24 protein-coding genes and 1 tRNA gene are annotated in these 25,788 nt (G+C 36.9%); 10 read left to right on the top strand and 15 right to left on the bottom strand.

The genetic code is table 11. The features are described 5' to 3' along the window. Position 1: 1 nt before the first annotated feature. From H0184_RS19165 to plsY, 3 genes are all read right to left on the bottom strand, one after another. Positions 2–1,153 (bottom strand): CapA family protein, encoded by a 1,152-nt coding sequence (locus tag H0184_RS19165; protein ID WP_221827629.1) that lies wholly within the window; start codon positions 1,151–1,153, stop codon positions 2–4. Positions 1,154–1,615: 462 nt separating this feature from the next. Then, positions 1,616–1,798 carry a hypothetical protein gene (locus H0184_RS19160; protein ID WP_221827628.1) on the bottom strand — a complete coding sequence of 61 codons (183 nt, stop codon included), beginning with the start codon at positions 1,796–1,798 and terminating at the stop codon, positions 1,616–1,618. 123 nt (positions 1,799–1,921) lie between these two features. Further along, positions 1,922–2,506: a glycerol-3-phosphate 1-O-acyltransferase PlsY gene (gene plsY / locus H0184_RS19155; protein ID WP_221827627.1), complete on the bottom strand. Its 585-nt coding sequence runs from the start codon at positions 2,504–2,506 to the stop codon at positions 1,922–1,924. Between the two features lie 158 nt (positions 2,507–2,664). On the opposite strand from plsY, the gene H0184_RS19150 reads away from it, so the two are divergent. From H0184_RS19150 to H0184_RS19130, 5 genes are all read left to right on the top strand, one after another. Then, positions 2,665–4,404: a glycosyl hydrolase family 18 protein gene (locus tag H0184_RS19150; RefSeq protein ID WP_221827626.1), complete on the top strand. Its 1,740-nt coding sequence runs from the start codon at positions 2,665–2,667 to the stop codon at positions 4,402–4,404. 126 nt (positions 4,405–4,530) lie between these two features. Beyond that, positions 4,531–4,944 (top strand): CoA-binding protein, encoded by a 414-nt coding sequence (locus H0184_RS19145; protein ID WP_221827625.1) that lies wholly within the window; start codon positions 4,531–4,533, stop codon positions 4,942–4,944. Between the two features lie 284 nt (positions 4,945–5,228). Further along, complete coding sequence (gene parE / locus H0184_RS19140) at positions 5,229–7,208, top strand: DNA topoisomerase IV subunit B (protein ID WP_221827624.1); 1,980 nt, start codon at positions 5,229–5,231, stop codon at positions 7,206–7,208. After that, complete coding sequence (parC, locus tag H0184_RS19135; RefSeq protein ID WP_221827623.1) at positions 7,205–9,646, top strand: DNA topoisomerase IV subunit A; 2,442 nt, start codon at positions 7,205–7,207, stop codon at positions 9,644–9,646. The genes parE and parC overlap by 4 nt, the downstream gene beginning before the upstream one ends. Positions 9,647–9,744: 98 nt before the next feature. Beyond that, on the top strand, positions 9,745–10,503 hold the full coding sequence (locus H0184_RS19130; protein ID WP_221827622.1) for a hypothetical protein: 759 nt from the start codon (positions 9,745–9,747) through the stop codon (positions 10,501–10,503). Positions 10,504–10,818: 315 nt separating this feature from the next. On the opposite strand, the gene xerS is transcribed toward H0184_RS19130, so the two are convergent. Further along, positions 10,819–11,913 carry a tyrosine recombinase XerS gene (gene xerS / locus H0184_RS19125; RefSeq protein ID WP_221827621.1) on the bottom strand — a complete coding sequence of 365 codons (1,095 nt, stop codon included), beginning with the start codon at positions 11,911–11,913 and terminating at the stop codon, positions 10,819–10,821. Between the two features lie 220 nt (positions 11,914–12,133). On the opposite strand from xerS, the gene H0184_RS19120 reads away from it, so the two are divergent. Both H0184_RS19120 and H0184_RS19115 read left to right on the top strand, forming a co-directional pair. Further along, entirely contained in the window at positions 12,134–12,433 is a 300-nt protein-coding gene (locus H0184_RS19120; protein ID WP_221827620.1) for a hypothetical protein, read from the top strand. A 29-nt stretch (positions 12,434–12,462) separates the two neighbouring features. Continuing rightward, positions 12,463–12,547, top strand: a tRNA-OTHER gene (locus H0184_RS19115). A 41-nt stretch (positions 12,548–12,588) separates the two neighbouring features. Here H0184_RS19115 and H0184_RS19110 read toward each other — a convergent pair. Then, entirely contained in the window at positions 12,589–13,596 is a 1,008-nt protein-coding gene (locus H0184_RS19110; RefSeq protein ID WP_221827619.1) for an LLM class flavin-dependent oxidoreductase, read from the bottom strand. Positions 13,597–13,616: 20 nt separating this feature from the next. After that, positions 13,617–13,901 carry a DUF3219 family protein gene (locus H0184_RS19105; protein ID WP_221827618.1) on the bottom strand — a complete coding sequence of 95 codons (285 nt, stop codon included), beginning with the start codon at positions 13,899–13,901 and terminating at the stop codon, positions 13,617–13,619. Positions 13,902–14,022: 121 nt separating this feature from the next. On the opposite strand from H0184_RS19105, the gene H0184_RS19100 reads away from it, so the two are divergent. Next, a complete protein-coding gene (locus tag H0184_RS19100) occupies positions 14,023–14,283 on the top strand; it encodes a DUF2533 family protein (protein ID WP_221827617.1) in 261 nt (86 codons plus the stop codon). Positions 14,284–14,314: 31 nt separating this feature from the next. Here H0184_RS19100 and H0184_RS19095 read toward each other — a convergent pair whose 3' ends face one another. Genes H0184_RS19095 through H0184_RS19085 form a run of 3 tightly spaced genes read right to left on the bottom strand, consistent with a single transcriptional unit; the run spans position 14,315 to position 17,944 of the window. Further along, positions 14,315–15,412 (bottom strand): Ger(x)C family spore germination protein, encoded by a 1,098-nt coding sequence (locus H0184_RS19095; protein ID WP_221827616.1) that lies wholly within the window; start codon positions 15,410–15,412, stop codon positions 14,315–14,317. Beyond that, complete coding sequence (locus tag H0184_RS19090; RefSeq protein ID WP_260631685.1) at positions 15,405–16,484, bottom strand: spore germination protein; 1,080 nt, start codon at positions 16,482–16,484, stop codon at positions 15,405–15,407. The genes H0184_RS19095 and H0184_RS19090 overlap by 8 nt, the downstream gene beginning before the upstream one ends. An 11-nt stretch (positions 16,485–16,495) precedes the next feature. Next, positions 16,496–17,944 carry a spore germination protein gene (locus H0184_RS19085; RefSeq protein ID WP_221827614.1) on the bottom strand — a complete coding sequence of 483 codons (1,449 nt, stop codon included), beginning with the start codon at positions 17,942–17,944 and terminating at the stop codon, positions 16,496–16,498. A 117-nt stretch (positions 17,945–18,061) separates the two neighbouring features. Between H0184_RS19085 and H0184_RS19080 the strand changes: the two genes are divergently transcribed. Next, positions 18,062–18,901 carry a DUF2935 domain-containing protein gene (locus H0184_RS19080; RefSeq protein ID WP_221827613.1) on the top strand — a complete coding sequence of 280 codons (840 nt, stop codon included), beginning with the start codon at positions 18,062–18,064 and terminating at the stop codon, positions 18,899–18,901. 74 nt (positions 18,902–18,975) lie between these two features. Then, positions 18,976–19,341: a carboxymuconolactone decarboxylase family protein gene (locus tag H0184_RS19075; RefSeq protein ID WP_221827612.1), complete on the top strand. Its 366-nt coding sequence runs from the start codon at positions 18,976–18,978 to the stop codon at positions 19,339–19,341. 54 nt (positions 19,342–19,395) lie between these two features. Here the strand turns inward: H0184_RS19075 and H0184_RS19070 are convergent, their stop codons facing one another. From H0184_RS19070 to H0184_RS19045, 6 genes are all read right to left on the bottom strand, one after another. Continuing rightward, entirely contained in the window at positions 19,396–20,580 is a 1,185-nt protein-coding gene (locus H0184_RS19070) for a DHH family phosphoesterase (RefSeq protein WP_221827611.1), read from the bottom strand. Positions 20,581–20,680: 100 nt separating this feature from the next. After that, entirely contained in the window at positions 20,681–21,592 is a 912-nt protein-coding gene (locus H0184_RS19065) for a CBASS cGAMP-activated phospholipase (RefSeq protein WP_221827610.1), read from the bottom strand. 59 nt (positions 21,593–21,651) lie between these two features. After that, on the bottom strand, positions 21,652–22,257 hold the full coding sequence (locus H0184_RS19060; protein ID WP_221827609.1) for a DUF6944 family repetitive protein: 606 nt from the start codon (positions 22,255–22,257) through the stop codon (positions 21,652–21,654). Between the two features lie 80 nt (positions 22,258–22,337). Then, positions 22,338–24,050, bottom strand: a complete 1,713-nt coding sequence (locus H0184_RS19055; RefSeq protein ID WP_221827608.1) for an aromatic amino acid hydroxylase — start codon at positions 24,048–24,050, stop codon at positions 22,338–22,340. Positions 24,051–24,077: 27 nt separating this feature from the next. Then, positions 24,078–24,374 (bottom strand): 4a-hydroxytetrahydrobiopterin dehydratase, encoded by a 297-nt coding sequence (locus H0184_RS19050; RefSeq protein ID WP_221827607.1) that lies wholly within the window; start codon positions 24,372–24,374, stop codon positions 24,078–24,080. 153 nt (positions 24,375–24,527) lie between these two features. Next, on the bottom strand, positions 24,528–25,631 hold the full coding sequence (locus H0184_RS19045) for a metallophosphoesterase (protein WP_221827606.1): 1,104 nt from the start codon (positions 25,629–25,631) through the stop codon (positions 24,528–24,530). Positions 25,632–25,788 lie beyond the last annotated feature (157 nt).

Here is a 25,788-nt window from a genome sequence, read left to right as displayed (position 1 = left end):
ATTAACGGAGCCATTGTGTCATATGGTTTTGAATTTCCTGATATTTTGCAGGGGCATCCTGCAGTCCAAAAGAACCTGCTTTCTCAAGTGGTACTACTCGATAGTTCTGCTGTCCTTGACTTGAAACATAGGTTGGATAAAAAGCCGGGTTGGACAAATCAATACTATTACCTGTTTCTGTTATGTGTTTGGTTATTTCAACGGTTGCCATCCCGCCTATATCTTTATAGTCTCTTACTTGCCCGGAGATAAAGTTACCCAATGAATAAATAACAAATGACTTCTTGCCATCATCACGGTTAATCCATTCCATTGGCTGCAGTACGTGCGGGTGAGAGCCAAAGATGATATCTACCCCTTCATTCGCAAGGAAATTTGCTAAATCTTTTTGCTCACTGGTAGGTACTCGCTGGTATTCGTTCCCCCAATGAATGCTCATTACCACAACATCAGCTTCTTTTTTTGCCCGTCTTATTTCTTCACTCATCTTATCACGGTTAATAAGATTAACCAAAAAATCTTTACCATCTGGGATTGGTATCCCATTTGTTCCATAGGTGTATGAAAGAAAGGCTAATTTAATGCCATTCTTAGTAATGATTCTTAGTTTTTGACGATCCTCTTCATTTAAAAAGCTTCCTACATGGGGAAGTCCGATACTATTTAAGTAATCGGTTGCAGAAAGGATTCCTCTCTGCCCTTTATCCAGCGTATGATTATTAGCTAGTGATACAATATCTACGCCCGTATTGACGAGAGCATCTGCCACTTCATGGGGACTATTAAACATAGGGTAACTAGAAACACCTATGTCAACACCACCCAGCATACTCTCTTGATTGGCTGTAAGCACATCCGGTGATTCCAATATGCTTTTTACATTTTCAAAGATTGGATTGAAATTATATTGCGTGCCATTAAAAGCATCCTGATAAACCCTATCATGGATCAGGATGTCGCCAATTGCCCCAATGGTCAACCTTTCCGTTAATGTCCTCGTTACGACGGGTTGTACTCTCGTTGCATGGTCCTTAGCAGGGTGTTTTATTGAAGCAGCATTCCTGTTATTATTTTGCTGAATTAGAAGCCCGCCTGCAGCGAGAATACATATTGAAATGATAATGACAGATGATATAATGGCTCTCTTTTTCATAATATCTCCTAACTAACAGATTTTAAGGCAAAATATTTTCAACTATTCTACCAATACTATATTATATTTATATGCTAATTTTCGACTTTTTCCCGCATTTTTTGAAAAAAATAAAGGACGTGATGTATTTTGTTCAAAATCACTGAGAGTGCCCATGGTAAATTGGAAGAATTAATCATGAAGGAACAGCAAACTCCAAATGAGGAACTACTGGTCCGGTTAAGTATGGGAATTGGCTGAGGCGGGCCAAAACTTAATCTGTCTCTGGAGGAGCAGAAAATTACTGGTGATGTGTTGTTTGAGTTTGATGGGATAGGGATCCTTATACATGAACAGGATTATGTATACTTTGACCATACCAAACTGGATTATGTAAAAGATGTAATGGGGAATTCTTCATTTACATTATTAAGAATATAAAACGGAGTTTCCTTAAGCGGAAACTCCGTTTTTTTATGAGGCTTATTCATCCATTTGTTCAAGAAAATCAATTAGCTCATCAAAAGTCTTTGTTACTTTGTATGGAATCTTTTCCGGCAGGTCATGGTCGTCTACTAAACATTGATAAAATTCAACCTCAAATTCTTGATCGGAAGCAGGTGAAACGTCTGTGGAAAACTTATAAGTTTGATTATATTCAGACATTAAAAATCCCTCCATGAGTTCCTTTACCTTTATTTTACTTTATTAGGGGAGAAAAAAATCACTAAGAATATGTAGTTTTAATGAAAAATTGAAAATGGCTCTAAGGAAGCCACAAAAGATTCCTTAAAGCCATTTAATTTTAGGTTCTGTTTTATTCATGATTCGTTTAATATTAGCGCGATGTCGATAAATTACAAATGAGGCTAAAAGTGTTACTGCAATTAAGAGAGGAATATCCCCATCAATGGCAGCATAGATGACTGCACAAATGCCAGCGAGCATAGATGATAATGATACGTACTTTGTTATGTATAGACTGGCAAAAAAGACAACGAAAATCGTTAAAAACATAAGCGGTGCACAAAACAATAATACGCCCCCAGAGGTAGCAACTGCTTTGCCGCCTCTAAATCCAGCAAAGACGGGATAGGTATGTCCAATTACAGCAAATACTCCAGCAAGTAAAGGATTAATATCGAGTCCAAACATAACAGGTAAGTAAGCAGCTAATGTCCCTTTTAGAATATCAGCTAAGGTTACAGCGATACCTGCTTTTACTCCTAATGTTCGAAAAGTATTGGTTCCCCCTAAATTTCCACTCCCATGTTCACGGATATCAGTTTTATAAAAAACCTTACCGATAATTAAACCTGACGGAATGGATCCAAGCAGGTAGGCTAGTATTAAGACTAAGATAATTTGAACCATTAATGATTTCTCCTTCTATAAATAGTGCAAGTCCTTTTATTTTACCATGTAATGGTGAAAAAACACTACCAGTGCTTTTAACTATTTCAATTTATGCTGAAAAAATTCCTTCTCAAATTTTCTTTAATACCGTACGATAGAAATGAGGGGGAAGAGCGTTGTCACAAATTGAATACCATAAGAAGAAATCATTATCACCAAAATGGATCCTAGGAGGATTGATGATAGCAGTCTTACTGATTGCCTCTTCTATTCTTTTTTTATTTTATCCATTTGCCTCAAAGGAAAAAGTTAATTATTTTACTCAACAAAATCCAGTCCTTTTTGAAGGAACTCAAAAGGGAAATGCACTACTCGAAGGGGATACGATCTTTCTCCCACTTTCATTTATGCAAGAGAACATAGATTCTACGATTATTTTTGATGAAAAATCTACCTCCATCATCATAACGACAGCAGAAAAGGTTATCCAAATGCCTACAGATTCATTAACCTTCTTTGTTAATTCAAAACCGGTAGAGCTGCAGGTTTCACCAATTATCTCAAAGGATGGACAAATATTTGTAGCAATCGATCCTCTGCTGAGCTTTTATCCTATACAATATAAGGTATTAAAGGATACAGGTACGATTTGGATTCAAAAGAATGGGGACCAGTATTTCGAAGGGACCACAACAGCGGAAGATGTTCACCCTGAAAAGCTAAGATTACGAACAGAGCCAACTTTAAAGGCTCCGTTTACAGCGGAATTATCGAAACAGGAAAATGTAATGATTGAGGCTGAGGAAGAAAATTATTATTTGGTAAGAAAAGAAAATGGAATCAGCGGATACATTAGTAAGAAGAATATTACAAAAAACAAAGAAGTAACAATTACGCTAAAACAGCAACCCCAAACGACAGGTGTTACAAAAATTGATGGTCCTATCCAATTAACTTGGGAAGCCGTTTATACGAAAAATCCAAATCATACACAAATACCAGACATGATAGGTTTGAATGTTGTCTCTCCAACATGGTTTTCCTTAGCAGGAACTGATGGAAGTATAAAAAACTTAGCTTCCCAAGAGTATAGTAAATGGGCACAGTCTAAGGGTTATCAAGTATGGGGATTGTTTTCAAACTCTTTCGACCCCGTACTTACACATGAAGCATTAAAAGACTTTGAAACTCGTCAAAAAATCATTGTTCAGCTGCTTCATTTCAGTCAAATGTACCAGCTGCAAGGGATAAATTTTGATATAGAAAACGTAAAGCAGGAAGATGGGCAACTCGTCACCCAATTTATGAGAGAAGCCACACCTTATTTGCATGAAGCAGGATTAGTAGTTTCAATGGACATTACCTTTTATGCAGGTGAAAATAATAATTGGTCATCTTTTTATGAACGAAGTAAGCTCGCTGGAATTGTAGATTACCTTATTATCATGGCTTATGATGAGCACGCAGGATCATCTCCAGTTGCCGGCAGTGTCGCTAGTCTGCCTTGGGTTGAAAAGAATTTGCAAAACTTGTTAAAAGAGGTTCCTAAAGAGAAGCTCATTCTCGGTGTACCATTATATACTAGACTTTGGAAAGAACAACACAATGCAGATGGAAGTACAGTGGTTACCTCGCAGTCGATGTCAATGTCTAAGGTCAAGGAATGGTTAGCAGAGAAAGGTCTGCAGCCTGTGTATGATGAAGCTAGTGGGCAAAACTACGCAGAGTATTATGCAGCAGATGAAAATGCCACCTATAAAGTGTGGATTGAAGATGAATTATCCTTAACGAAACGAGCAAACCTAGCAGCCTCTTATCATCTAGCTGGAGTTGCTTCCTGGTCAAGAACCTTCGGAGATCAGACAGCATGGACTGCCATCAATATGGATTCAAATAAAGCAGTCACACAGAAATAGATCAGCAATGCTGGTCTATTTTTTTGGTTCTTTTTAATGCTGAAAGCATTTTTTTTTGCAAATTATCCATTTATGTTATAGTGAAAGTAGATAGTAAAATTCAGGAAATAAAGGAAGTGTTTGTTCATGGCAGTTGAAAATCCAACCTTAGAAGAAATTGGAGCTATATTGAAAAAATCTAAACGTATCGCTGTTGTGGGTTTAAGTGATAAACCAGACAGAACTTCGTATATGGTTTCTGAGGTGATGCAAAAAGCGGGTTATGAAATCATTCCGGTTAATCCAACAGTTGATGAAGTGCTTGGAGTAAAAGCGGTTGCCTCGTTAAAAGATATTGAGGGGCATATTGATATCGTGAATGTTTTCCGTCGTTCAGAGCAATTATTTGATGTTGCGAAAGAGTTTGATGAAGTCGACGCAGATGTTTTTTGGGCACAGCAGGGATTAGTAAACGAAGAAGCTTATGATTTCTTGAAAGAAAAAGGATATACAGTGATTATGGACCTTTGCATAAAAGTGGCACATGCCTTAACAAAATAATGATTTTGGTTGAAAGAGGCTGCTAATATTTAGCAGTTTTTTTCTTTTTTTTACTAAAAAAACAGTTACAAAATTATATTGTTTCAAATTAGACATTTGCCAAATCGAAATAAATCGCTAAAATAAAGCATAGACGCCGAAAAGATGTGATACAATTAAGAGCGGCAAACATTCGTTCTAAAATAACCATAATAATAACTTTTTTACACGAATGAATAAATTTACTCATAAAGATAGCAATTAAAAGATGTTTTTTCGTTGCAGGGAATGAAAGGGGTATTTTAGTGGCAAGTAATCAGAAAGCTTTTGAATATAATGATGATGCCATACAGGTACTAGAGGGACTGGAGGCCGTCAGGAAGCGACCAGGAATGTACATCGGGAGCACTGATACACGCGGATTACACCATCTTGTATATGAGATTGTCGACAACTCAGTCGATGAGGCTCTAGGAGGATTTGGGAATCAAATCATTGTAAAGATCCACAAAGATAATTCAATTAGTGTCTCGGATAGAGGTCGTGGAATGCCAACAGGCATGCATAAAATGGGGAAACCGACTCCAGAAGTTATCCTAACAGTTCTTCATGCTGGCGGTAAATTTGGTCAAGGCGGATATAAAACCAGCGGTGGATTACATGGTGTTGGTGCCTCCGTTGTTAATGCCTTATCTGAATGGTTAACGGTAACGATAAAAAGAGATGGTTTTGTTTACGAACAACGCTTTGAAAATGGCGGTAAACCCGTTACCACCTTGGAAAAAATCGGGAAAACCAATCAAACGGGTACTACAATTCACTTTAAACCAGACGCATCCATTTTTTCTGCCACCACATATAACTTTGAAACATTATGTGAGAGGTTAAGAGAGTCAGCGTTTCTTTTAAAAGGTTTAAAGATTGAAATCATCGATGATCGAAATGATTTTCATGAGGTTTTCCATTATGAAAATGGGATAGAGGCCTTTGTTGCTTACTTAAATGAGGAAAAAGATGTCCTTCACCCAGTCATTAGTTTTGAAGGAAGCCACAATGGGATTGAAGTGGAATATGCCTTTCAATTTAATGATGGTTATTCAGAGAACATGCTATCATTTGTAAACAATGTCCGGACGAAAGACGGCGGAACGCATGAAGTAGGGACGAAAACAGCGATGACTCGTGTTTTCAATGAATATGCCCGAAAGGTTTCTCTTTTAAAAGAAAAGGAAAAGAATCTTGAGGGTGCTGATATTCGTGAAGGATTATCTGCGATTATTTCTATTCGAATTCCAGAGCAGTTATTACAGTTCGAGGGACAGACGAAGGGAAAATTAGGGACTAGTGAAGCTAGATCGGCGGTAGACGCAGTGGTTTCTGAAAACCTAACCTATTTTCTTGAAGAAAACCCCGACATCAGCTCGTTGTTAATTAAAAAGTCAATTAAAGCCTATCAAGCCCGTGAAGCAGCACGAAAAGCACGGGAGGACGCAAGGAGCGGTAAAAAGAGGAAGCGCTCGGATACTCTTTTATCAGGGAAGCTTACACCTGCTCAATCTAGAAATCCGCAAAAAAATGAAATCTATTTAGTTGAGGGTGACTCCGCAGGCGGCTCTGCAAAACAAGGCCGTGACCGCCGCTTCCAAGCCGTACTTCCTTTGCGTGGAAAAGTAATCAATACAGAAAAAGCGAAGCTGGCTGATATCTTTAAGAATGAAGAAATAAATACAATCATTCATACAGTTGGTGCTGGAGTAGGTTCTGACTTTAATGTCGAGGATGCAAACTACGATAAAGTCATTATTATGACGGATGCCGATACAGACGGTGCGCATATACAAGTGTTACTGTTAACCTTTTTCTATCGGTATATGAAACCACTTATTGAAGCAGGTAAGGTGTATATTGCACTGCCTCCACTTTATAAAGTAAGTAAAGGTACGGGTAAAAAAGAGATTATTGAATACGCCTGGAGCGATGATGAACTCCAAGGTGCGATTAAAAAAGTTGGCAGAGGCTATATGATCCAGCGTTATAAAGGTCTTGGAGAAATGAATGCAGATCAACTCTGGGATACAACGATGAATCCAGAGACTCGGACATTAATCCGTGTGAAAATTGATGACGCGGCAAGAGCTGAGCGCCGAATTACGACTTTAATGGGTGATAAAGTTGACCCGCGCCGTAAATGGATTGAAAACAATGTAGCCTTTGGTTTAGAGGAAGATGATAGTATTTTGGAAAACGAAAATATTACGGTCGCTGAGGAGGAATCTGAAGAATGAGCTCAACTGAGATATTCCGTGACTTACCTTTAGAGGATGTAATTGGCGATCGTTTCGGCAGATATAGTAAATATATTATTCAAGAACGGGCCTTACCTGATGCAAGGGACGGATTAAAACCAGTTCAACGCAGAATACTTTATGCGATGCATGTTGAAGGAAATACCTTTGAAAAGGGCTTCCGTAAATCCGCTAAAACAGTCGGAAATGTTATCGGTAATTATCATCCGCATGGTGACTCCTCTGTTTATGATGCAATGGTGCGGATGAGCCAGGATTGGAAGGTTCGAAACGTTCTCGTTCAGATGCATGGAAACAACGGAAGTATGGATGGCGACCCGCCAGCAGCGATGCGTTATACTGAGGCACGTCTGTCAGCTATTTCCGCAGAATTACTTCGTGATATCGAAAAACACACAGTCGATTTTATTCCTAACTTTGACGATACAGCAAATGAACCTACGGTGCTGCCCGCTATGTTCCCAAATCTGCTTGTAAATGGCTCAACAGGAATTTCGGCAGGGTACGCAACGGATATCCCGCCGCATAATCTTGGTGAGGTCATTGATGGTGTCATCATGAGAATGGATAATCCTAACGTATCCATTGAGGAATTAATGACCGCTATTAAAGGACCTGATTTCCCAACGGGGGGAATCATTCAAGGAATAGACGGCATTAAAAAGGCTTATGAAACAGGTAAAGGTAAAATTATTGTCCGCAGTAAAGCTGAAATTGAGGAGCTTCGCGGCGGCAAACAACAAATTGTTGTAACTGAGATTCCTTTTGAAATCAATAAAGCGAATCTTGTTAGGAAAATTGATGAATTCCGACTTGACCGAAAAGTCGATGGAATATCAGAGGTTCGTGATGAGACAGATCGAACTGGACTAAGAATTGTTATTGAATTAAAGAAAGATGCCAATGCAAATGGTGTTCTAAATTATTTATATAAAAATAGTGATTTACAGGTTGCCTATAATTTCAATATGGTTGCTATTTCTAAAAAGCATCCAAAGTTATTAGGCATTCGTGAATTATTAGATGCTTATATCGATCACCAAAAAGAAGTTGTTGTTAGAAGAACGAAGTATGAGTTGGATAAAGCAAAAGAACGCCAACATATCGTTGAAGGGTTAATGAAGGCATTATCAATCCTTGATCAGGTAATTGCGACAATCCGTGCTTCTAAGGATAAACGTGATGCAAAAGATAATTTAATTGCAAAATTCTCATTTACCGAAGCTCAAGCTGAAGCCATTGTTTCTTTACAGCTATACCGCTTAACCAACACAGATATTACGGCTTTACAGCTAGAAGCGGAAGAATTGGCTAGTAAAATTGAAGAATGGACTTCAATCCTATTAAGTGAGAAGAAGCTGCTTTCTGTCATAAAAAAGGAATTAAAAGACGTTAAGAAACGTTTTGCTGATCCTCGTCGTTCTAAAATAGAGGCAGAAATTGAAGAATTAAAAATTAATCTTGAGGTAACGGTTCCTAGTGAAGATGTAATTGTAACGGTAACAAAAGAAGGGTATGTCAAACGGACAAGCCAGCGTTCTTTTGCTGCTTCTAATGGTCAGGATCTGGCAATGAAGGATACAGACCGGTTACTTTCACAACTTGAAATAAACACACAAGATGTAGTGCTTCTCTTCACGAATAAAGGGAACTATTTATACTGTCCGGTTCATGAACTTCCAGATATTCGCTGGAAGGACTTAGGACAGCATGTTGCCAATATCATACCGATTGATCGCGATGAAGATATAATTCAAGTTATTCCAGTCAAGGATTTTGAGGCTGATGCTTATCTAGTATTTGTTACGAAAAACGGAATGGTTAAGAAGACAGAGCTAAAGCAATATAAGGCACAGCGCTATTCCAAACCATTAGTGGGTATCAATCTTAAGGATGATGATCAAGTAGTTGATGTACACCTAACAGATGGTACAAAGGAAATATTCATCATCTCAAATTTTGGCTATGCATTATGGTTCCACGAAGAAGAAATTAGTATTATCGGTATTCGTGCAGCTGGTGTCAAAGGTATTAATTTGAAGGATGGGGATGTTGTTGTCGGCGGGAAAGTGATCACTCCTGACAATGATAAAGCAACGATCGTAATCACCACTCAACGCGGTTCTGTGAAGCGGATGAAGCTGAAGGAATTTGATAAATCAACAAGAGCGAAGCGCGGGGTTGTTATCTTACGGGAGCTAAAGGCAAATCCTCACCGTATAGTTGGCTTTGTTGTTGCAGCTGACGAAGATACACTTTTCATTCAAACTGAAAAAGGCCACATCGAAAAGATTGTGACATCCGAAATACGGTTTAATGACCGTTATTCCAACGGATCTTTCGTCCTTGATGAAAATGACAATGGAAAAGTAACAACCATTTGGATGGCAGAAGGTCCAGTTAAAGCGAATGATTAAACCATAATGAAGGACTCCCAAAATTTTGGGGGTCTTTTTTTCATGTTTTTACCAAAACTGGGGCATACTACATATATCAGATTTTGGAGGGGAAAAGAATGAAAAAAGGGTTTTTATTTGTTGCTTCTGCATTTTTTCTCATGTCGTTTACCGCGATTACAGGGGTTTATGCTTACGAAGAAAAAACGAAAAATGTTACTATTTCGCAACACGAATCTGATATAACTGGAGATGGAATAAACGAAGTTATTCACTTAAAAGGCGTACCTTATGAAGATGATGAAGATTATTTAAAAGAAATTTATATAGAGGTCTCCACCTCAGATGATAAAAAATACAAAATAACTCTTGAAAGCGGATCTAAAGCCTCTTTAAAATTAGTAGATCTTAATCAGGATGGAGTTAAGGATATATTTGCAAATGTTTTTACAGGGGGAAGCGGGGGAATAACCCTAAATTATTTATATACCCTTAAAGATAATATCAGCAAAGAACTGAGTGTCCCAGAACCATTAGAAATGGATAGTAGTTTTGAAAATGGATATAAAGCAAAGATGACCATTAGACAAACAGGTAAATCTTATCTATTTGATTTAAAAGATAGGAAAAAGTACTATAAAAAGTTAGGGTTATTTTATAAAGGAAAATTAAATGAACCTACAGAATTAACGGTTAACTCGTTTCATTCACTTAAGCCGGTTAAATTAAACACAGGCCAATTAATCTTAAAAGGTATGCAGCGAATTACTGGAATTGCAAATGCTGATACGATAGCCTTTGTAGAGTCTACATGGAAATTTAATAACGGAAAGTGGAACCTCAATTCTACAAGTGTTACCACAAAAGAGAGTAAATAGGGCAGGGGGAGCAGCAATATAAGAAACTTCTAAAATAACACAAAACACAGGGGAAACCTGTGTTTTTTTGTGACTTTTGACTGGAAAATTTGTAATTTAGGAAGAAATAAATCATGAAGAGTTGTTAAAAAGCTATGGATTTGTTAACAACTGAATTAATCAAGATAGATTATGATATTGAAAACCAAAAAAATTTTATACTGTCTCATTTTCTTAAGTATACTTGGGTTTTGAGATATTATCGCTATTTGTTACCATAATAATATTATGTAAACTGATAAAAATTAAAAAAGCCAGCAGTATAGCCTGCCGACTTCATTCTATCTGTTCCTGTTCTTTTGGCATATCCATCTTATCTACAGCAATCTTTAAATCATCATTCTTAATATGTGTATAAATCATTGTCGTTTGAATGGATGAATGGCCTAATTGTCTTCGTAATTTAGGTACATCGTTAATTTCTGCATGGTATCTTGTAGCAAATGAATGTCTTAGTTTATGTACGGATAACGATGGTTTACCAAATGCCGTTGCATATTTTTCGATTAATTTCTCAACACCTCGTGCCGTAAGTCTTCGCGATTTTCCTTTTGGACCAATCGGTGCTGAAATAAATAAGGCTTTGTTGCTTTTTTCTATTTGGTATTTAGTAGTTCTTACAGATAGATAGGCTTGAAGATCTGCCATAGCAACCTGGCTAAAATAAACAAATTGCTCTTTATTTCCTTTTCGAATGACCCTTACACAGTACTTTTTGTAATCAATGTCATCTAATTCAATCCCAATTAATTCAGAGAGACGAAGACCAGAACCTAGGATTAATGAAACAATCGCCGTATCACGTTCCTTATTTAGTTGATGAAAGTTATAGAGTTTTTTGTTTTCTTTATTTAATTCACCGTAATCATTTGCTACGAACAAACGGAACTTTTCGTATTCGTCTCCAAGAAGAATTTTTCCTTCCATTTTAGCAGCTTTGGTTTCCATGTTTTCTTTTACTTCATTAAATTCAATTTTCGCCAATACATTACGGTGAAGATATGGCTTTAGATCAGGGGTCTCAGCAATGTTCTGCAAATAATTAAACAGGGACTTTAAAGCTGATAATTTTCGGTTAACCGTTAATTCTTTATTATTTAATTCGTAATGCAGGAAATTTAAAAAACTTTCAATCTCAATAACTGTCATTTGCTCTAATCGTTCTAAAGGGATATCTTTTGCTGCTCCAGTAAATAGTTGCTCTCTGATCATCCAATTAAAGAAGATCTTATAATCATGGCAGTAATTAAATAAGGAGGCAGTCGAAAGTTTCCTTAATTTATGATTGATGTATTCATCCACATACCAGGGCAATTCAGATAAAAGGGATTGCAGCTTTTTAAAATGATCTTGTTTTGATGGATTTACCATAAAATCACCTCACTTCTATATTTTACCTAACTAGGTTAATTACGTCAAATTTATATTTTACGTAATTATGTTAAACTATGATTGGGCCGTAATTTTTATAAAAATCTTAGTATTATATCGACTATATTAGACTCTTCCCCTTCAATCGTCTGAAATCCCTTCTGTGTAACAAACAATTCCTATATAATAAATTTATGCTGTTTTTAAAGGAGAATTCTTAATGAATAATAAACAATTAGAAGAAAAAATTATTGAAAATTACCAAGGCGAAGAAAAAATGATGATTCTCGTTTTTGCTCAATGGTGTATCAATCATGATTTAAATCCTGAAGAGTTGTATTTGCGGGCATATCCTAACCAATCTTCTAACACCGCTTTAAAAGAAGCCCTGGAATTAGTAGTGCCTAAAGACGAAGCTGGAGAAATTGGCGACGAAACACTTCTTGGTGTATTATCCTTATTTGGTAATGATGATCTTGCATTTGTTGTGAGTGAAGAAATTAGGAAAATGAATGCATAAGATACTGTCTTAAAACCATAATAAAAACAGGGCTTGTAGCTCAACTGTAGAGCAGCCGACAGTTTCAATCGTAAACTGTTGAGTATTTTGTGGGTTCGAGTCCCACCAAGCCCTATTTCATTTCCTCCCTCCTTTTTCAACCATACAGACCCCTTTTAACCATCAGTGTTAGATATTATTCCTTCTGCAATCAATTTATAGGATTGGATTTTATCTGCAGGTGAATGTGTGATAGTTACAATCATGATTTCGTCAGCATTATATTTATCTTGCAGTTCTAGAATACTCTTTTTTATTTCCCTAGGATTGCCGATTATCATACCACGTTTCATTTCATCTAGCAGATCATCTTTTTCACTGCCTAGATAGTTTTTCGCATCCTGGATAGACGGAACTCCATATGTCCCCTCTCCTCTTTTTCTTTGCAGACCCCAAACTAGTGAGCTTAGTGCTATTTTTTCTGCTTTTTCAGATGTTTCGGCACAAATGGCCGTAACAGTCACGATTACTTGAGGAATGTCATTTTGCTTCCTAGGTTTAAAGTGTTCTCTATATTGTTTGATAATGGCTGCGCCATCTTGATCACTCATAAACTGTCCAAATGCATACGAAAGTCCTTTCTCTGCCGCAAGTAGTGCACTTTTTTTACTAGTACCTAGCAGCCATGGCACTGGTGTCTTATCAGGAACTGGTGAAGCTGACACCTTCGCATGCAGATGATCAGAAGGAATATCATTGTCTAAGAAATATAATAAATCTTGTATGGAGCTCGGCATATTCCATACCTGCTGTAAAAAGTTATCGGATAAAGCGTTGGTTGCCTCTGCAGAACCACCTGGAGCCCTGCCAATGCCCACATCAATTCGTCCTGGGAACAATGTAGCCAGCATATTATATACCTCAGCAACTTTGTACGGTTTATAATGCGGCAATAAAACGGCTCCAGAGCCTAACCGAATTTTTTCCGTATTGGCCCCAATATAGCTTATCATCACTTCAGGTGCAGAGCATGCCAAACCGGGTAAATCATGATGCTCTGCAATCCAATACCTCGTGTATCCTAGATTTTCACCCGCCTGTGCTAATTTCATTGATGCTTGCAGTGCCTCTCGAGGCGACTGATTAGAGGAAATAGGTGCTTGATCTAAAATGCTTAATCTCATTCCTTTACCATCCTTCCTATCTACTCTTTGACTTCTAGTAAAACTAACTTAAAATCTCCAACCTGCCCTTTAATGTATAAATTTGTAAAGGAAGTAGAGTATTGATAAATCTTTGCCGTAAAGGACAGCTCCCTCTCAGGGACTTTTACATCAAATGTACCTTTATACAATAGTGTCGTGATGTCGTGATATTCCTCGCTTGTAACTTTGAAATCGACAGATATTTTTTGTAAACCATTTTCCGCTGCTTCTTCATAATGGTATACGTTTATAGAGGTTTCATCTAAAATAATTTTATTAACCAATAGTAGCATCTCCTTTTATCTTATTAAAATGATAGCACTTACTCTAAAGGAATAACAAACTATCCTCCTTCCTTTTTAATTATGGTATGATGGAATCAGTTATTTTTTGAGGAGTGGGATCATGAGTGTACATAAGGACTTAATTAAACATGCGCAAAACCAAAATCAAAGTTACCAAGAGTTTCAGGCCATGGATGATTTGCGTGAAAAATACATTGAAGAAGCGGTTGAATTATGTAAACAAGGAAAACCTTTTACAACTGATAAAATTAATGAAGTAACAAATAGAATGAACAGAATTAATTTGCGAATCATTTCAATTAGAAAAAATGTGACAATTGAGATGGTTAAGGAATATGTAACCAGTTTAGAAAAAAAATAATCCACTCTCCTGGTGGATTATTTTTTCCTCCCTACTTCCACTTTCCTGTACTGTTAATGAAAACTTTTGTCTCAATATTTATGTTCATATCCTGATAGGATTTATACTGATCTAATGATTTCCATTGATTGTAGCTCATTTTATTTCGTACATATCGATTTATTCCAATCGGATCAACTTGGAGTTTTTGTAATTTTATTATCAGCTTCTTTCCTTCCATCTTAATTTTCTTAGTAATGATAGCTTCAATTTTTCTTTGTATTTTGGGTTCTGAAACGTCCTCTTTCCCTGTATATTCAACTATATCTCCTATTAGTTCTATATAAATAGATGCTTCCTTTGGTTTATTAGGTGTTGAAGGAACTTCAATATGGTGATTCTTTAGTTCATAATTAAGCATGATTGAGGCTTGTTCTTCCTCCCCAACATCAATTTGTTCGACAAAAACACCTTGTTTCATCTCTTCGCGAAAAAGGAAAAGATAACTGGCTTCAGAAGGTTTAAGGATTTCTATAAGTTTATCTTCATGAAATAGACCAATGCCATTATAAGCAATATTGTTTTTCTCGACTTTAAAGACCGGCAGGATTGGGTCTATACCGTCATCATAGTAATCTCGGAGATATTGATAAATATTATAATTCGTCCTAAAGTTTTCTCTATTTAATTTCGATAAAAATTGCTCAAGATACGTTGCATTTTGTCCTTCATTTTTTATTTGCAGCATCAAAATATCACTGGCTTCATTTTCTGCTAAAGCCAATTTTACTCTAGTACCAAGACTTGGATCACGAACTAAGGAATGTAAATTAGGTAACAGTCCCTCTTTAGCTAATTCCTGGCCAAACAAGGAAACACGAACTTGTCCGCTTTCTAATTTATAATTAGTCTTAAATCTAACTTTTTCCCTCGCCTCTTTACTTGTTTTCCCTTCCACCATTATCGTTTTTCGATCATATTTTCCGTCTTTTGTTATGATTGGGAAAGTAACAGTTAACTTTAAGGGGTTCTTTTCGTTATCACTGAGGTCATATCCTACTGCGTTAATAAGCGCTAAATCATCTATTATCCGTTGCTCCGCACATCCAGTAACTAAAAATATGAATATGATTAGAATAAACTTATTCATTGGCTGCCTTCCATTTCAATATTTTCGAAGATAGAATAGTAAGCAATAAAAGGATCGGTAATAAAAAGGCAATTACTGTAGCTGCATAGGAAATATACGTTATCCAATAATCAACATCTTTTATGACCTTAGGAATAAAGGAAACGGTAAATCCAATGATCAAAATTCCAATTACGAGAAAATTTGGTTTTATCCTTTTAAACTGATATTGTACCAGTTCTTTTGTACCCCATAAATACATGACGGTCGTCATAAGTACCTTTAAGCCGAAAATCGTAAACGTAAAATTTTCTACACGTTCAAGAACTGGAAATGATATATACCCTAACAAGGTCACAACTGGGTACATTTCCTTTAACAACTGATCAAAACTGAAAAAACCAAAACTGACAAAGGTCACACCTAAGTAAATAATGGATGTTATGGTATTCCCTGCAATAATAGATTTTAATTGTTTCTTCTCGATCATATGGATATATAAAATGGACAGTTCATAACCCAAAAGGGCCGTATAAATAGATATTCCCCCTGTTAACATATCCGTATCACCTTTAAAGATAAACGGGGTAAGCCGGATAAAACTAAATTCTGGAAGGTGAAATGCTAATAAAAAAACCGTCCAAATGGTAAAATAAAATAATACTACTGTAGACTTTGCGATTTGATATAAGTCTTTCTTTAACAGTAAATAGGTTAATATATATACCATTGTCAATAAGTATATAAGTGACACGTTATTGTAAAACAATACTTTAAGGATCATGCAAAACTTAACCATGATCATTACTCCTAATAGCATCCACACTCCTGCTATTATTAAATTAAAAGGAAGTGTCATCCACTTCGGGAAAATGTCTATAATTTCTAACATGGACTTCCCCTTACTGACTTTATATACGAGCCAAATGAGTACTAAATTGATATTAACGATGAAGTAAACAATGATAAGTCCAATCCAGCCGTTTGTGCCAAAGGCCTCCGCAACAAATCGCGGTAAAGAAAATAAGGTAACACCGGACTGGGTTAAATACATCAATATCGAAGCTTGAAAGGGTGATAACCTTTCTTTCATTTGCAAGATTGTTAACCCCTTTCAGCTTTTTTCTTAAATGATCCCCTTATTAGTGAGTATTTAAAGAATTTCGGAAACATAGGTGATATTGGCAATAGATATGGAGAATTTAAATTTGTCAGACTGCTTAAATGGATAATCAAGATACCCATTCCAAAAATTATCCCAAGATTTCCCCAAAATCCAGATATGATAATAAATCCGAAACGGACAATTCGGATAGAGGTACTCAATAAATAATTGGGTACGACAAAGGACGCGATAGCAGATGCTGCTACAACTATAATAAGGATATTGCTGGTAATTCCTGCCTGCACAGCGGCCTGTCCGATTACAATACCACCAACAATACCAATTGTTTGTCCGACTTTTGTTGGAAGCCTTGCTCCTGCTTCTCTCAAAAGTTCTAACAAAAATTCTAGAAAAAGCGCTTCAATCACAGGTGGAAACGGCACTTTACTCCGTGACACCAGCAATGTCGGCAGTAATGCCTGCGGAATCATTTCATAGTGATAGGTTGTAACGGCTACATATAAGGCAGTAAATAACAAAGTAACTAAAATGGCAATATATCGCGTTACTTTGATAAATGTACTGACAATCCATCTTTGCCCAAAATCATCCATCGATTCCATAAAATCAAAAAAACTGACTGGTGTGCAAAAAGCAAATGGACTGTTATCCATTAACCCTGCAACTTTCCCATCAAACAATTTATATGCAATGACATCTGGTCTCTCTGTTGTATAAAATTGTGGAAATGGTGAATTAGGATGTTCGTCAATAAATTGAACGAGCATATTTGTATCGACAATTGCATCGTTTTTTATTGAAAGTATTCTTTTTTTAATTTCTTCAATATCTTTCTCGGATGCTTCTCCTTCGATATAAAGTAAATAAACAGTCCTTTTTGCCTTATTTCCCACATGCAATTTGATTGTCTTCAGTTGTGAACTCAACACTCTTTTGCGAATAAGTGATAAATTGACATCAATCGATTCAACAAAAGAATCATGTGCACCTAAAATAACCGTTTCTGTTTCAGATGGAGCAATTGAACGACCGGACCCTTCTTTAAAAGGCAGCTCATAAGCTCGTTTTTCTGTAAATAAAATACCACTGCCAGAAAGAATAGCTTCTTCAATACTGTCGAAATTTGACAATCGTTTAAACTCTGAATGGTTCAAAAATGGCGGTAACTCGTCAAGAGTGATCGTTCTAATGTTAGATAAAAATTGTTCATAATGATCCTTATTAATGAGATAACTGAAATAATATATTTTGACTGTCAGGTGCGGAAATTCGGTGACACTTAAATCCGAATGATTACTGAAATTGTTAATAAATTGCTGGAGTATCGGATTCCTAGCTAAAATTGTATCTTCAGTTGAAACACTTTCTCTTATAGGTTCTTTCTGCAGTTTAATATCTTTAAAAAAGCGATTGCGATCTTTTCGCATTCGCATCCGCCCCATCTATTTTTCTTATATTTTTTGCTAACAATGGTAATTTATACATTTATTCGTTCGCATTTTAATAACTTATATAAGAAAGATCTCATTTAGAGGAGGCTGTCGGTGAAAATCTTAAATCCATTTACTCCTTGGGAGGAGCATTATTTCTGGGTAAATATCCTTTTGGATCATGCGATTTTTGTTCGAGATTATCTATCACCAATTGAGGTAAACCTGGTGGACGAAGCCGTAATGTTTATAGGTAGATTTTCAGAGGTAAGAAACCGGCTTGAGCAGATTCCCAAAAACAGTAATGTAAATTCTCATTCCATGATTGAATTTTCAAAGCTTTCTGCTCAAGTTTCCTATGATTATTATCGATTCGAAGGAAAGGTCCTTAACTTACAATTAAATAATCAAGTACTTATCAACATTACTCCAACCTATTTTAACGGGACATTGAATGAAAACGGAGAATATTTAAGAATTCTTCAGTACTATATGAATGGAGCAGATTACCCACCACTGTCGCTAGTAGATTTATTAGATTTATGGTTAGAAGATCAGATTGGCCATGCTTCATTATTAAATCGGGGTCTAGATGGTATTGAGCTAATCCTAAAAGAAAAAGTGGATACACTAAGTAAACTTTTTTCAGCGCATATGTTAAAAAATGATGCAATCAAAGGATATTTACGATTTTTGCCTCCTCATTTCCCTGTACAAATCGCCTTCGCAAGAGAAGTCACTGGAACAGTCCTTGCCTTTAACCAATTGGTGGAACATGTAATTAAGCTTTATAAAGGAAAAGAAGTACTCAATGCCACTACCCTTCGTTTCTTAGAACATCATTTTCCAGAGTCATGTTATTTTTTGACGAAGCTTAGTGCCTTTGTGCCTGATATGGAAACGCCACCCTGCTCTTTAACATCCTATTTTAAGAACTACCATAATAGCTTGTAATGTTGGTTAATCTATTCCTTGTTTGCTCATACTAATTTTGGATTGATGATAATTAGAAATGGAGCTGACGAAAAATGGAATTTGAAGCTAGAAATAGTACTGAAGCAGCGCTTCATGAGTATAAAGCAGGCTTAGGAGTATTTACTCAAAAAATGCCTGAATTCGCTAGGCACTTCAATGCTTTTACAGAAGAATGCTTCAAAGAAGGTGCTTTATCACAGCGTGAAAAACAATTAATTGCATTGGGCATCAGCCTGTATACTCAGGATGAGTACTGTATCATCTACCATACAAAAGGGTGTCTCGATCAAGGCTGTTCTGAACAGGAGATCCTAGAGGCTGTTGGCGTGACTGCAGCATTTGGCGGCGGAGCAGCGATGAGTCAGGCGGTAACACTTGTTCAGGAATGCATCGAGGACTTAAATCATATGAAACAATAGTAGTATCCCTTACTAAAAACACCACCACAGAACACTAGTTCTGTGGTGGTGTTTTTAGTTCTTATATGCTTTTACTTCTTTCATAAGGTACTTTACAAAATCATCGTCTTTTACTAGCCAGACCTCAAAATTTCTTTTTAAGTAACTTTCCCCTTCTTCGAAATTAGCAAAGGTTTCCTCAAATCTATTATGATTGCGTTCTATTGCCCACTCTTTTTCATTTTCCTGATAAAGAAGGTAGATATCCTCCCTTCTGCTTTTATACAGAGTACCAAAAGAAGAGCCTTTTAGGTTATAACGATTTCTCCTGGCATCTTCTGGAACGGTTTCCAAATGAAAGGTATCCGTCACAAAGTTTTTATAGGCTTCCTCGGTTAATGAGCACCCTGATGCCTTTGCATGCCCGCCCCCACCGTAATGCCCTGCCACAGCGGAAACATCCACGTGATCGTGAATGGTTCGAAACCCCATACGTTTTCCGCCAATATTCAATATCGCTATGTAATCCAGATGAGGGTATTCTTTTCCTAGTTCATTCCCTAGCTCTGAGTGATAGGATTCAGCATAGACAACACCTGCAAATAGTCCATCAATTTCCGTCTGAACCAGCTCCCGCCTTTTCCTGCGGATATAGCGGTCAATCTTATCTTCTTCCATATCTAATATTTTCTTTTCAAACTCATCAAAATGAAAATGTTCACTTGCCTGGAGACGGGCAATCATTTTCTCTTCAAATTCGTCAATGGAAACAAGAAAAAATAACGCATTCAGCCGTTGGGCATCTTGATTATTATTTTTCTCCCATTCCCATGTATCATATTGTCTGACTAGCTCTACAAATTCAGTAATAGCCTCAGACGCCTCAAGGTGCTGATGTTTTAGGAGATAGTCGTACAAAAGGGAGGTTGCTGAAGTTAATTTTCCTTCCTCGTCCTCTACCACCACATGTCCCCATGGATAGTCATTATAATGGAGTGCTGTTTTATGATGATCAATCAGCTGTACTTTCCCGCCTCCTTGATAAAACTCGTTAATCTTCTGCTCATTTTTTTCACTAACAGACAAATCGGTAATAAACAAAAAAGTATTTTTATCATCGTTTTCAAAAAACCATTCAACCTCTCGATTTAAACCAGAGATGGAATTGTAGCGAACCTTTACTTCTTCTCCAAATGCCAGCTTCGCTAAGATTCCACACCCGACACCATCTAAATCATTATGAGACAACAGTTTAAACATGCTCTTCACCTCATGAAATAGTATGGGTTCAAAAAGTAAAAAATATTGAAATACTTAAACAAAAAACCCACCGCTTATATAAAGTGCCGGGATTTGTTCATTATTTTTCTATAAATGATAGAATATCTTTTTTCTGCTTCTTGAAAACACTTCTTCCTAATTCACTTAGTACATCCATATACTTTACTTCGTCAAACGGAACTTCTTCACCTAACTCCTCATTGATTCTCAGATAATGATCTTTCAGCAGGAGTTGACAATGATATGAAACGGATTCTGAAGATAAATGAAGTGCTAAATCAAGAAGTTTGGGTGTTACTTTCATGGAAGGAAAATGAAAAGGAAGCCATTGATTAATTCCCCAATACTTTTCCTTATCGTTTGTAAAATCTATGTTCTGCAGTCCTGTGCCAATTGATAGGATGTTGATTTCATTCATAGTTTTATTAAAAAAATGTATCGCTTCTGTCATGCCAACTAATGAAGGATTATTCGCCCATAGTCCGCCATCAATGGATAAATATTGATCACCTATTTTGTTTGGAGGAAAATAAACAGGGGCTGAGCATGATGAAAGGACAGCATCCCAAAGTTTGATTGATAAATCTTCATTATCAGGATGACCGTAGTTGGAGCGATGAATAAATGGTTTTCCATGTGTAATGTCAACAGCAGGAATGAGTAGCGGCTTCGTTATATCCTGTAATGTTACTTCCCCAAATGCTTTCTTTAATAGGTGCCTTAGTGAACGGTCACTATATACACTTTTAAATAGTCCAACCTTTGCCTGTCTGGTAAAAATCTTTCCGCCGAAATGCTTGTAGCTCTCATATATTTCACTCATATTTTTATTTAGTGAAACAGAAGCCGCGATAATCGCACCCGTACTCGTACCAGACACTACATCAAATATTTCACCAACAGGATGTCCCACTTCTTCTTCCAATGCCTGTAGTATGGTAATGGCAAAAATACCTCGAATTCCACCGCCATCTATACATAGTAATTTCATTAAATTTCACCTAAATTTTCCTCTTTTTTCTTAAGTTTACCCTTTCTTCGCCAACCTTATCATGTATTATTTTCTTTACTCTCCATTGTTTGAGCGATTGCAGAGATTACTGACCCAACAGCTTGAATCCAGCTGCCGTTTATGGCGAACGAATCACTGTAGGATATTTCTTGTGATTGATTACTTTCCCTGTAGCTTTTATATTTAACCTGATTATTAGGATTACTTTTAAGTTCAATAATCCCCCCGCGTGCTTGCAAGGAATTACCGATAATTTGTAACACGTTTCCGGCAATATTAAGTGTTCTAATCGTGGAGGGCTCATCCACTAAATCGTCCGGTAAAGCAATTCCTCCGCCTACAGCCTGCAGCAGATTTCCATTAATATCTAATTTAAGCTTCTTTTCTTCTGAAACATTTAAAAGTAGTCCAGCTATAACGGTAGTATTGCCAATCGCTTGGACTTCATTTCCGAGATTTTCTAACGAAAAGCCCTCCTCAGAATCTGCGATTAAGGCATTCCCAGTTCCTTGAAGTGCATTTCCCCACAAGTTTAGACTATCTTGAATATCTTCGTTTAGAGATGGCGTACTCCCTACAGCTGAGGTAACGGTTCCAATCGCTTGAATCCATGCCCCAAAAAGTGCTTTTAGTTGGTTCTCCATAGAATTTACCGCCCATCGATTTAGCCTTGTAAAAGTGTATTCAATGGACGGATAGTATGTTAATTTGCTAAGATCAATTTTTAAACTAGCATGAGACCTCTTTCTATTAATACTGGATATTCCTCATGTAATAGTTTTATCTCTTCAAGCTGTTTTCTTAACATTTTTTGTTTATCCGGCCAGAGATTGTGTTTGGCCAATAGCTCAATTACTTCAATCCTTAATAACCAATCTTTAGGGAATTTTGTTGTTAATCTTACTATTACTTCTGATAGGTCAGCTTGGAAATCAAGATAAGCCTTTTCACGAATTGTTCTAACGATCCCATACAAATGTTCCAATTCTGTTAATTCCTTTTTAACAAAAGGTTTTGTCTCTACTTCCTCTAAGTCAGAATAAAATTGTTCAGAATCCGCAGCGCCAGCATATACAGAGGTAATTATGTCTCCAATCGCCAAATCGTACGTACCCCATTCTGGTAGGAATAAGGTTTCGTCACCTAAGGTAACCTTACAGTTCTTAAATGACAGGAGAATAAGTTTCCCGTCTTGTCGCAGCGATTCAACCGGAGTCCCAATAATCTTAACTCCACTCTCGTATTCTACTATGAATTCTTTTCCTTGCTTGATTCCAAGTTCTTTATCTGTAAGGTCTTCCATTGGTTTTTTCAGGTTTTTCGTTTTTCCAATTGGAGCTCCAAAGCCATCTTGATGTGTCGTTTTTCCATGACCAGATAATTCGGTATTTTGATAGGCCAAGGCGGAAGGACCTTCAGTTTGGATGTATATCGCTTCACCTTGTTCATCTTTAATAATGTTACGTAGTGTTCCTGTTAGCTGCAGTCCTGAGTTATATTCAATTGTAGCGGTATGATTGGATCGCAGTGCTTTATCTAAACCTTGTGTACCGCCAACCTTATAAGCCATCGTATTCGAAAATTCGTTTACCGCATCAATTAATTGATCAAAGCTGTCACAGACGAAAAGCTGTGGCTGTGGTTTGGTAATATCAAAGCCCGTTTCAATGACCGTTTGCAGGTCAAAAGGGATTTTCTTTACAGAAGCTGTTAAACTGCCTCTTCCTTCCGATACAGAAGATAACAATCCAGCACCATATATTTGCGGCTGGTCCACACTCCCAATCAATCCATATTCTACGGTCCACCAATATAAACGTGAAATTTGCTCTGCTTCCGACAATTCTGTAACGGCTGCCTGCTTTTCTTCAAAATTAGCTTTCGCTGCCTCAATTTCTGCACTTGCAGCATTTCCACTTTCTAATAAATTGGAATAAGTACGCACTGCTTCAAATAACTCATGCTCTTCACTAGTGGCTAATGCCTTTGAACCAATCTGTCCAAATAGCTTTACATACTCTGAGAATTTCTCTTCGCAAAGAATTGGCGCATGACCTGCAGCTTCATGGATAATATCAGGTGCAGGTGTATATTGAATATTTTCTAGTTTACGAATGTCAGAGGCGATCGGCAGGATACCATGTGCTTGGAAGTCGAAAAAAATAACGCCTGGTATAAAGCCATCGATATTGGCTGCTCCCCACCCAAATGGTTCCAACGCCCTGTTCATATCCATTACGTTTGGTATTTTCTCCACAGATATACCAGAAGACTTTAACCCGCCAACATAGGCTTGATGAGCAGCGTCCTTTAAATAGTTATGGTTTTGTCTCATGACATAACGCCAAACAGCATGATCAATCGGTGTATACTTTTCGTATTGCTGGTCGACCACATATTTCTGTAAGTGTCTAGGAATTTTTTTTGCTTCCGCCATATAGCAATCTCTCCCTCTAATGAAAAATTAACTTGTCTCCCGTAAATAAAATTCATCATATTTTGCGGCCAATTCAAAATCCAAAGCAGTTAAACCTTTGGCATTCCATGATGATATCCGTAATGTAACAACCTTATAGTCAATGGATATAAATGGATGATGGTTAACCTGCTCAGAAAGGGTAGCAACGGATTGGACGAAATCAATTCCTTTTAGATAGTCACGAAAACGATACTTACGTTCAATCCATTTTTCATCTGTTAATTTCCATTTCGGAACGGAGGATAACTTTTCTTGTACCTCATGAGGCAATAATTTTTCCATTCGCTTCTCTCCTTTATACTGTTAAAGCGCTTTCATTCTTGTTTATAGTCATCAATAAATATTATTCAATTAGAATTAAAAAAACACTGTCAGTTATCTTTTGTTTCAAAATGTGAAAAAATCCACCCGTAAAACAGGTGGATTTCTGCAAAATTATCTTGATGGATTGAAAGAAACGTTAATTTGGACAATCTCTGAACGAGTTCCAATTCGGAGAGGCAATCCCCATACACCATATCCAGAGGAGACAATGGATTGAAGCTCCCCTTTTTTCAGATAGCCCCAATCATTTTCAAAAATCATATTGGTAATTAGATTTCCTGGTGCTACCTGGCCTCGGTGGGTGTGACCGGATAAGATTAAATCCACGCCATTCTTTTCGGCAATATCTAAATCATAGGGCTGGTGCTCAAGAAGGAAAACGGGTTTCTTTTTATCAACCTGTTTCATTAATGTCGAAAGCTCTGCTCTATCAACATCTTGATACCCGCGGTCCTTCCTCCCCACAAGAGCTATCCCTTCAGGAAGGTTTAAAACATCATCATCTAACACCTTCATACCACTGTTATTAAAAATCTTAACAAGATCAACATCATCACGATCATGATTACCAAGTGAAGCATACACGGGAGCCTTTATCCTCTTTAATATATCTGGAATTCCTTTTTCCAGAAAAGGCGTGATATCATCATCAATAATATCGCCTGGGAAGAGTACTAAATCTGGACTTTGCGAATTGATATACTTTACTAGTTTCTCTGCCTGCCCGCTGCCAGATAAATCACCAAAGTGCATATCAGAAGCCATGATAATCTTTAAATTCTGTTTCCCTTCCACCTTCTTAGGAATATTAATCTCATAGGTTGTCACTGAAGGACTGTATGCATTAAACATTCCAAATATGAATGAGCAGACAACAACCAGCAACACAGAATACCCTGTCCACTTAACAAACTTTTCTTTTTTATACCTCGTAAATCTTCTCAAAAAGACGGCTATATTTGCCACAGGAAGCAGTAAGATTAAGAAATAGAATAACGATAGCCAAGCAGCTCCTAACCAGGTGAGAAATAAACTTTCATCAAGCCAGCGTGAGAAAACAAAAGAATAAGCAAAAATCACGAGTACTGCCCAAAAAAGGATTTTAATACTCTTACGGTCCCCGCTTAAATTTTTTATCCAGGCCCAAATATTATAGCCAATATAAAAAATCAATAAATTATATAGTAAAATAATTCCTATTCCTACAGCCCACACAGATGTGAATCCCCTTTACATATAGAAGTCTTACTCTTATTAGACAATATTTGAGCTTAATTCACAACAATTTTGGATTATGTATTTACCATTTATTAGCACGGGTGATATTACCATCTCTGTTACCTGCTATTTTTTGATACAATTTTAGAGTCAG

Source organism: Neobacillus niacini (assembly GCF_019749295.1).
GTDB classification, from domain to species: Bacteria; Bacillota; Bacilli; order Bacillales; family Cytobacillaceae; genus Neobacillus; species Neobacillus niacini_D.
This window is presented reverse-complemented; position numbering and strand designations above follow the sequence as displayed.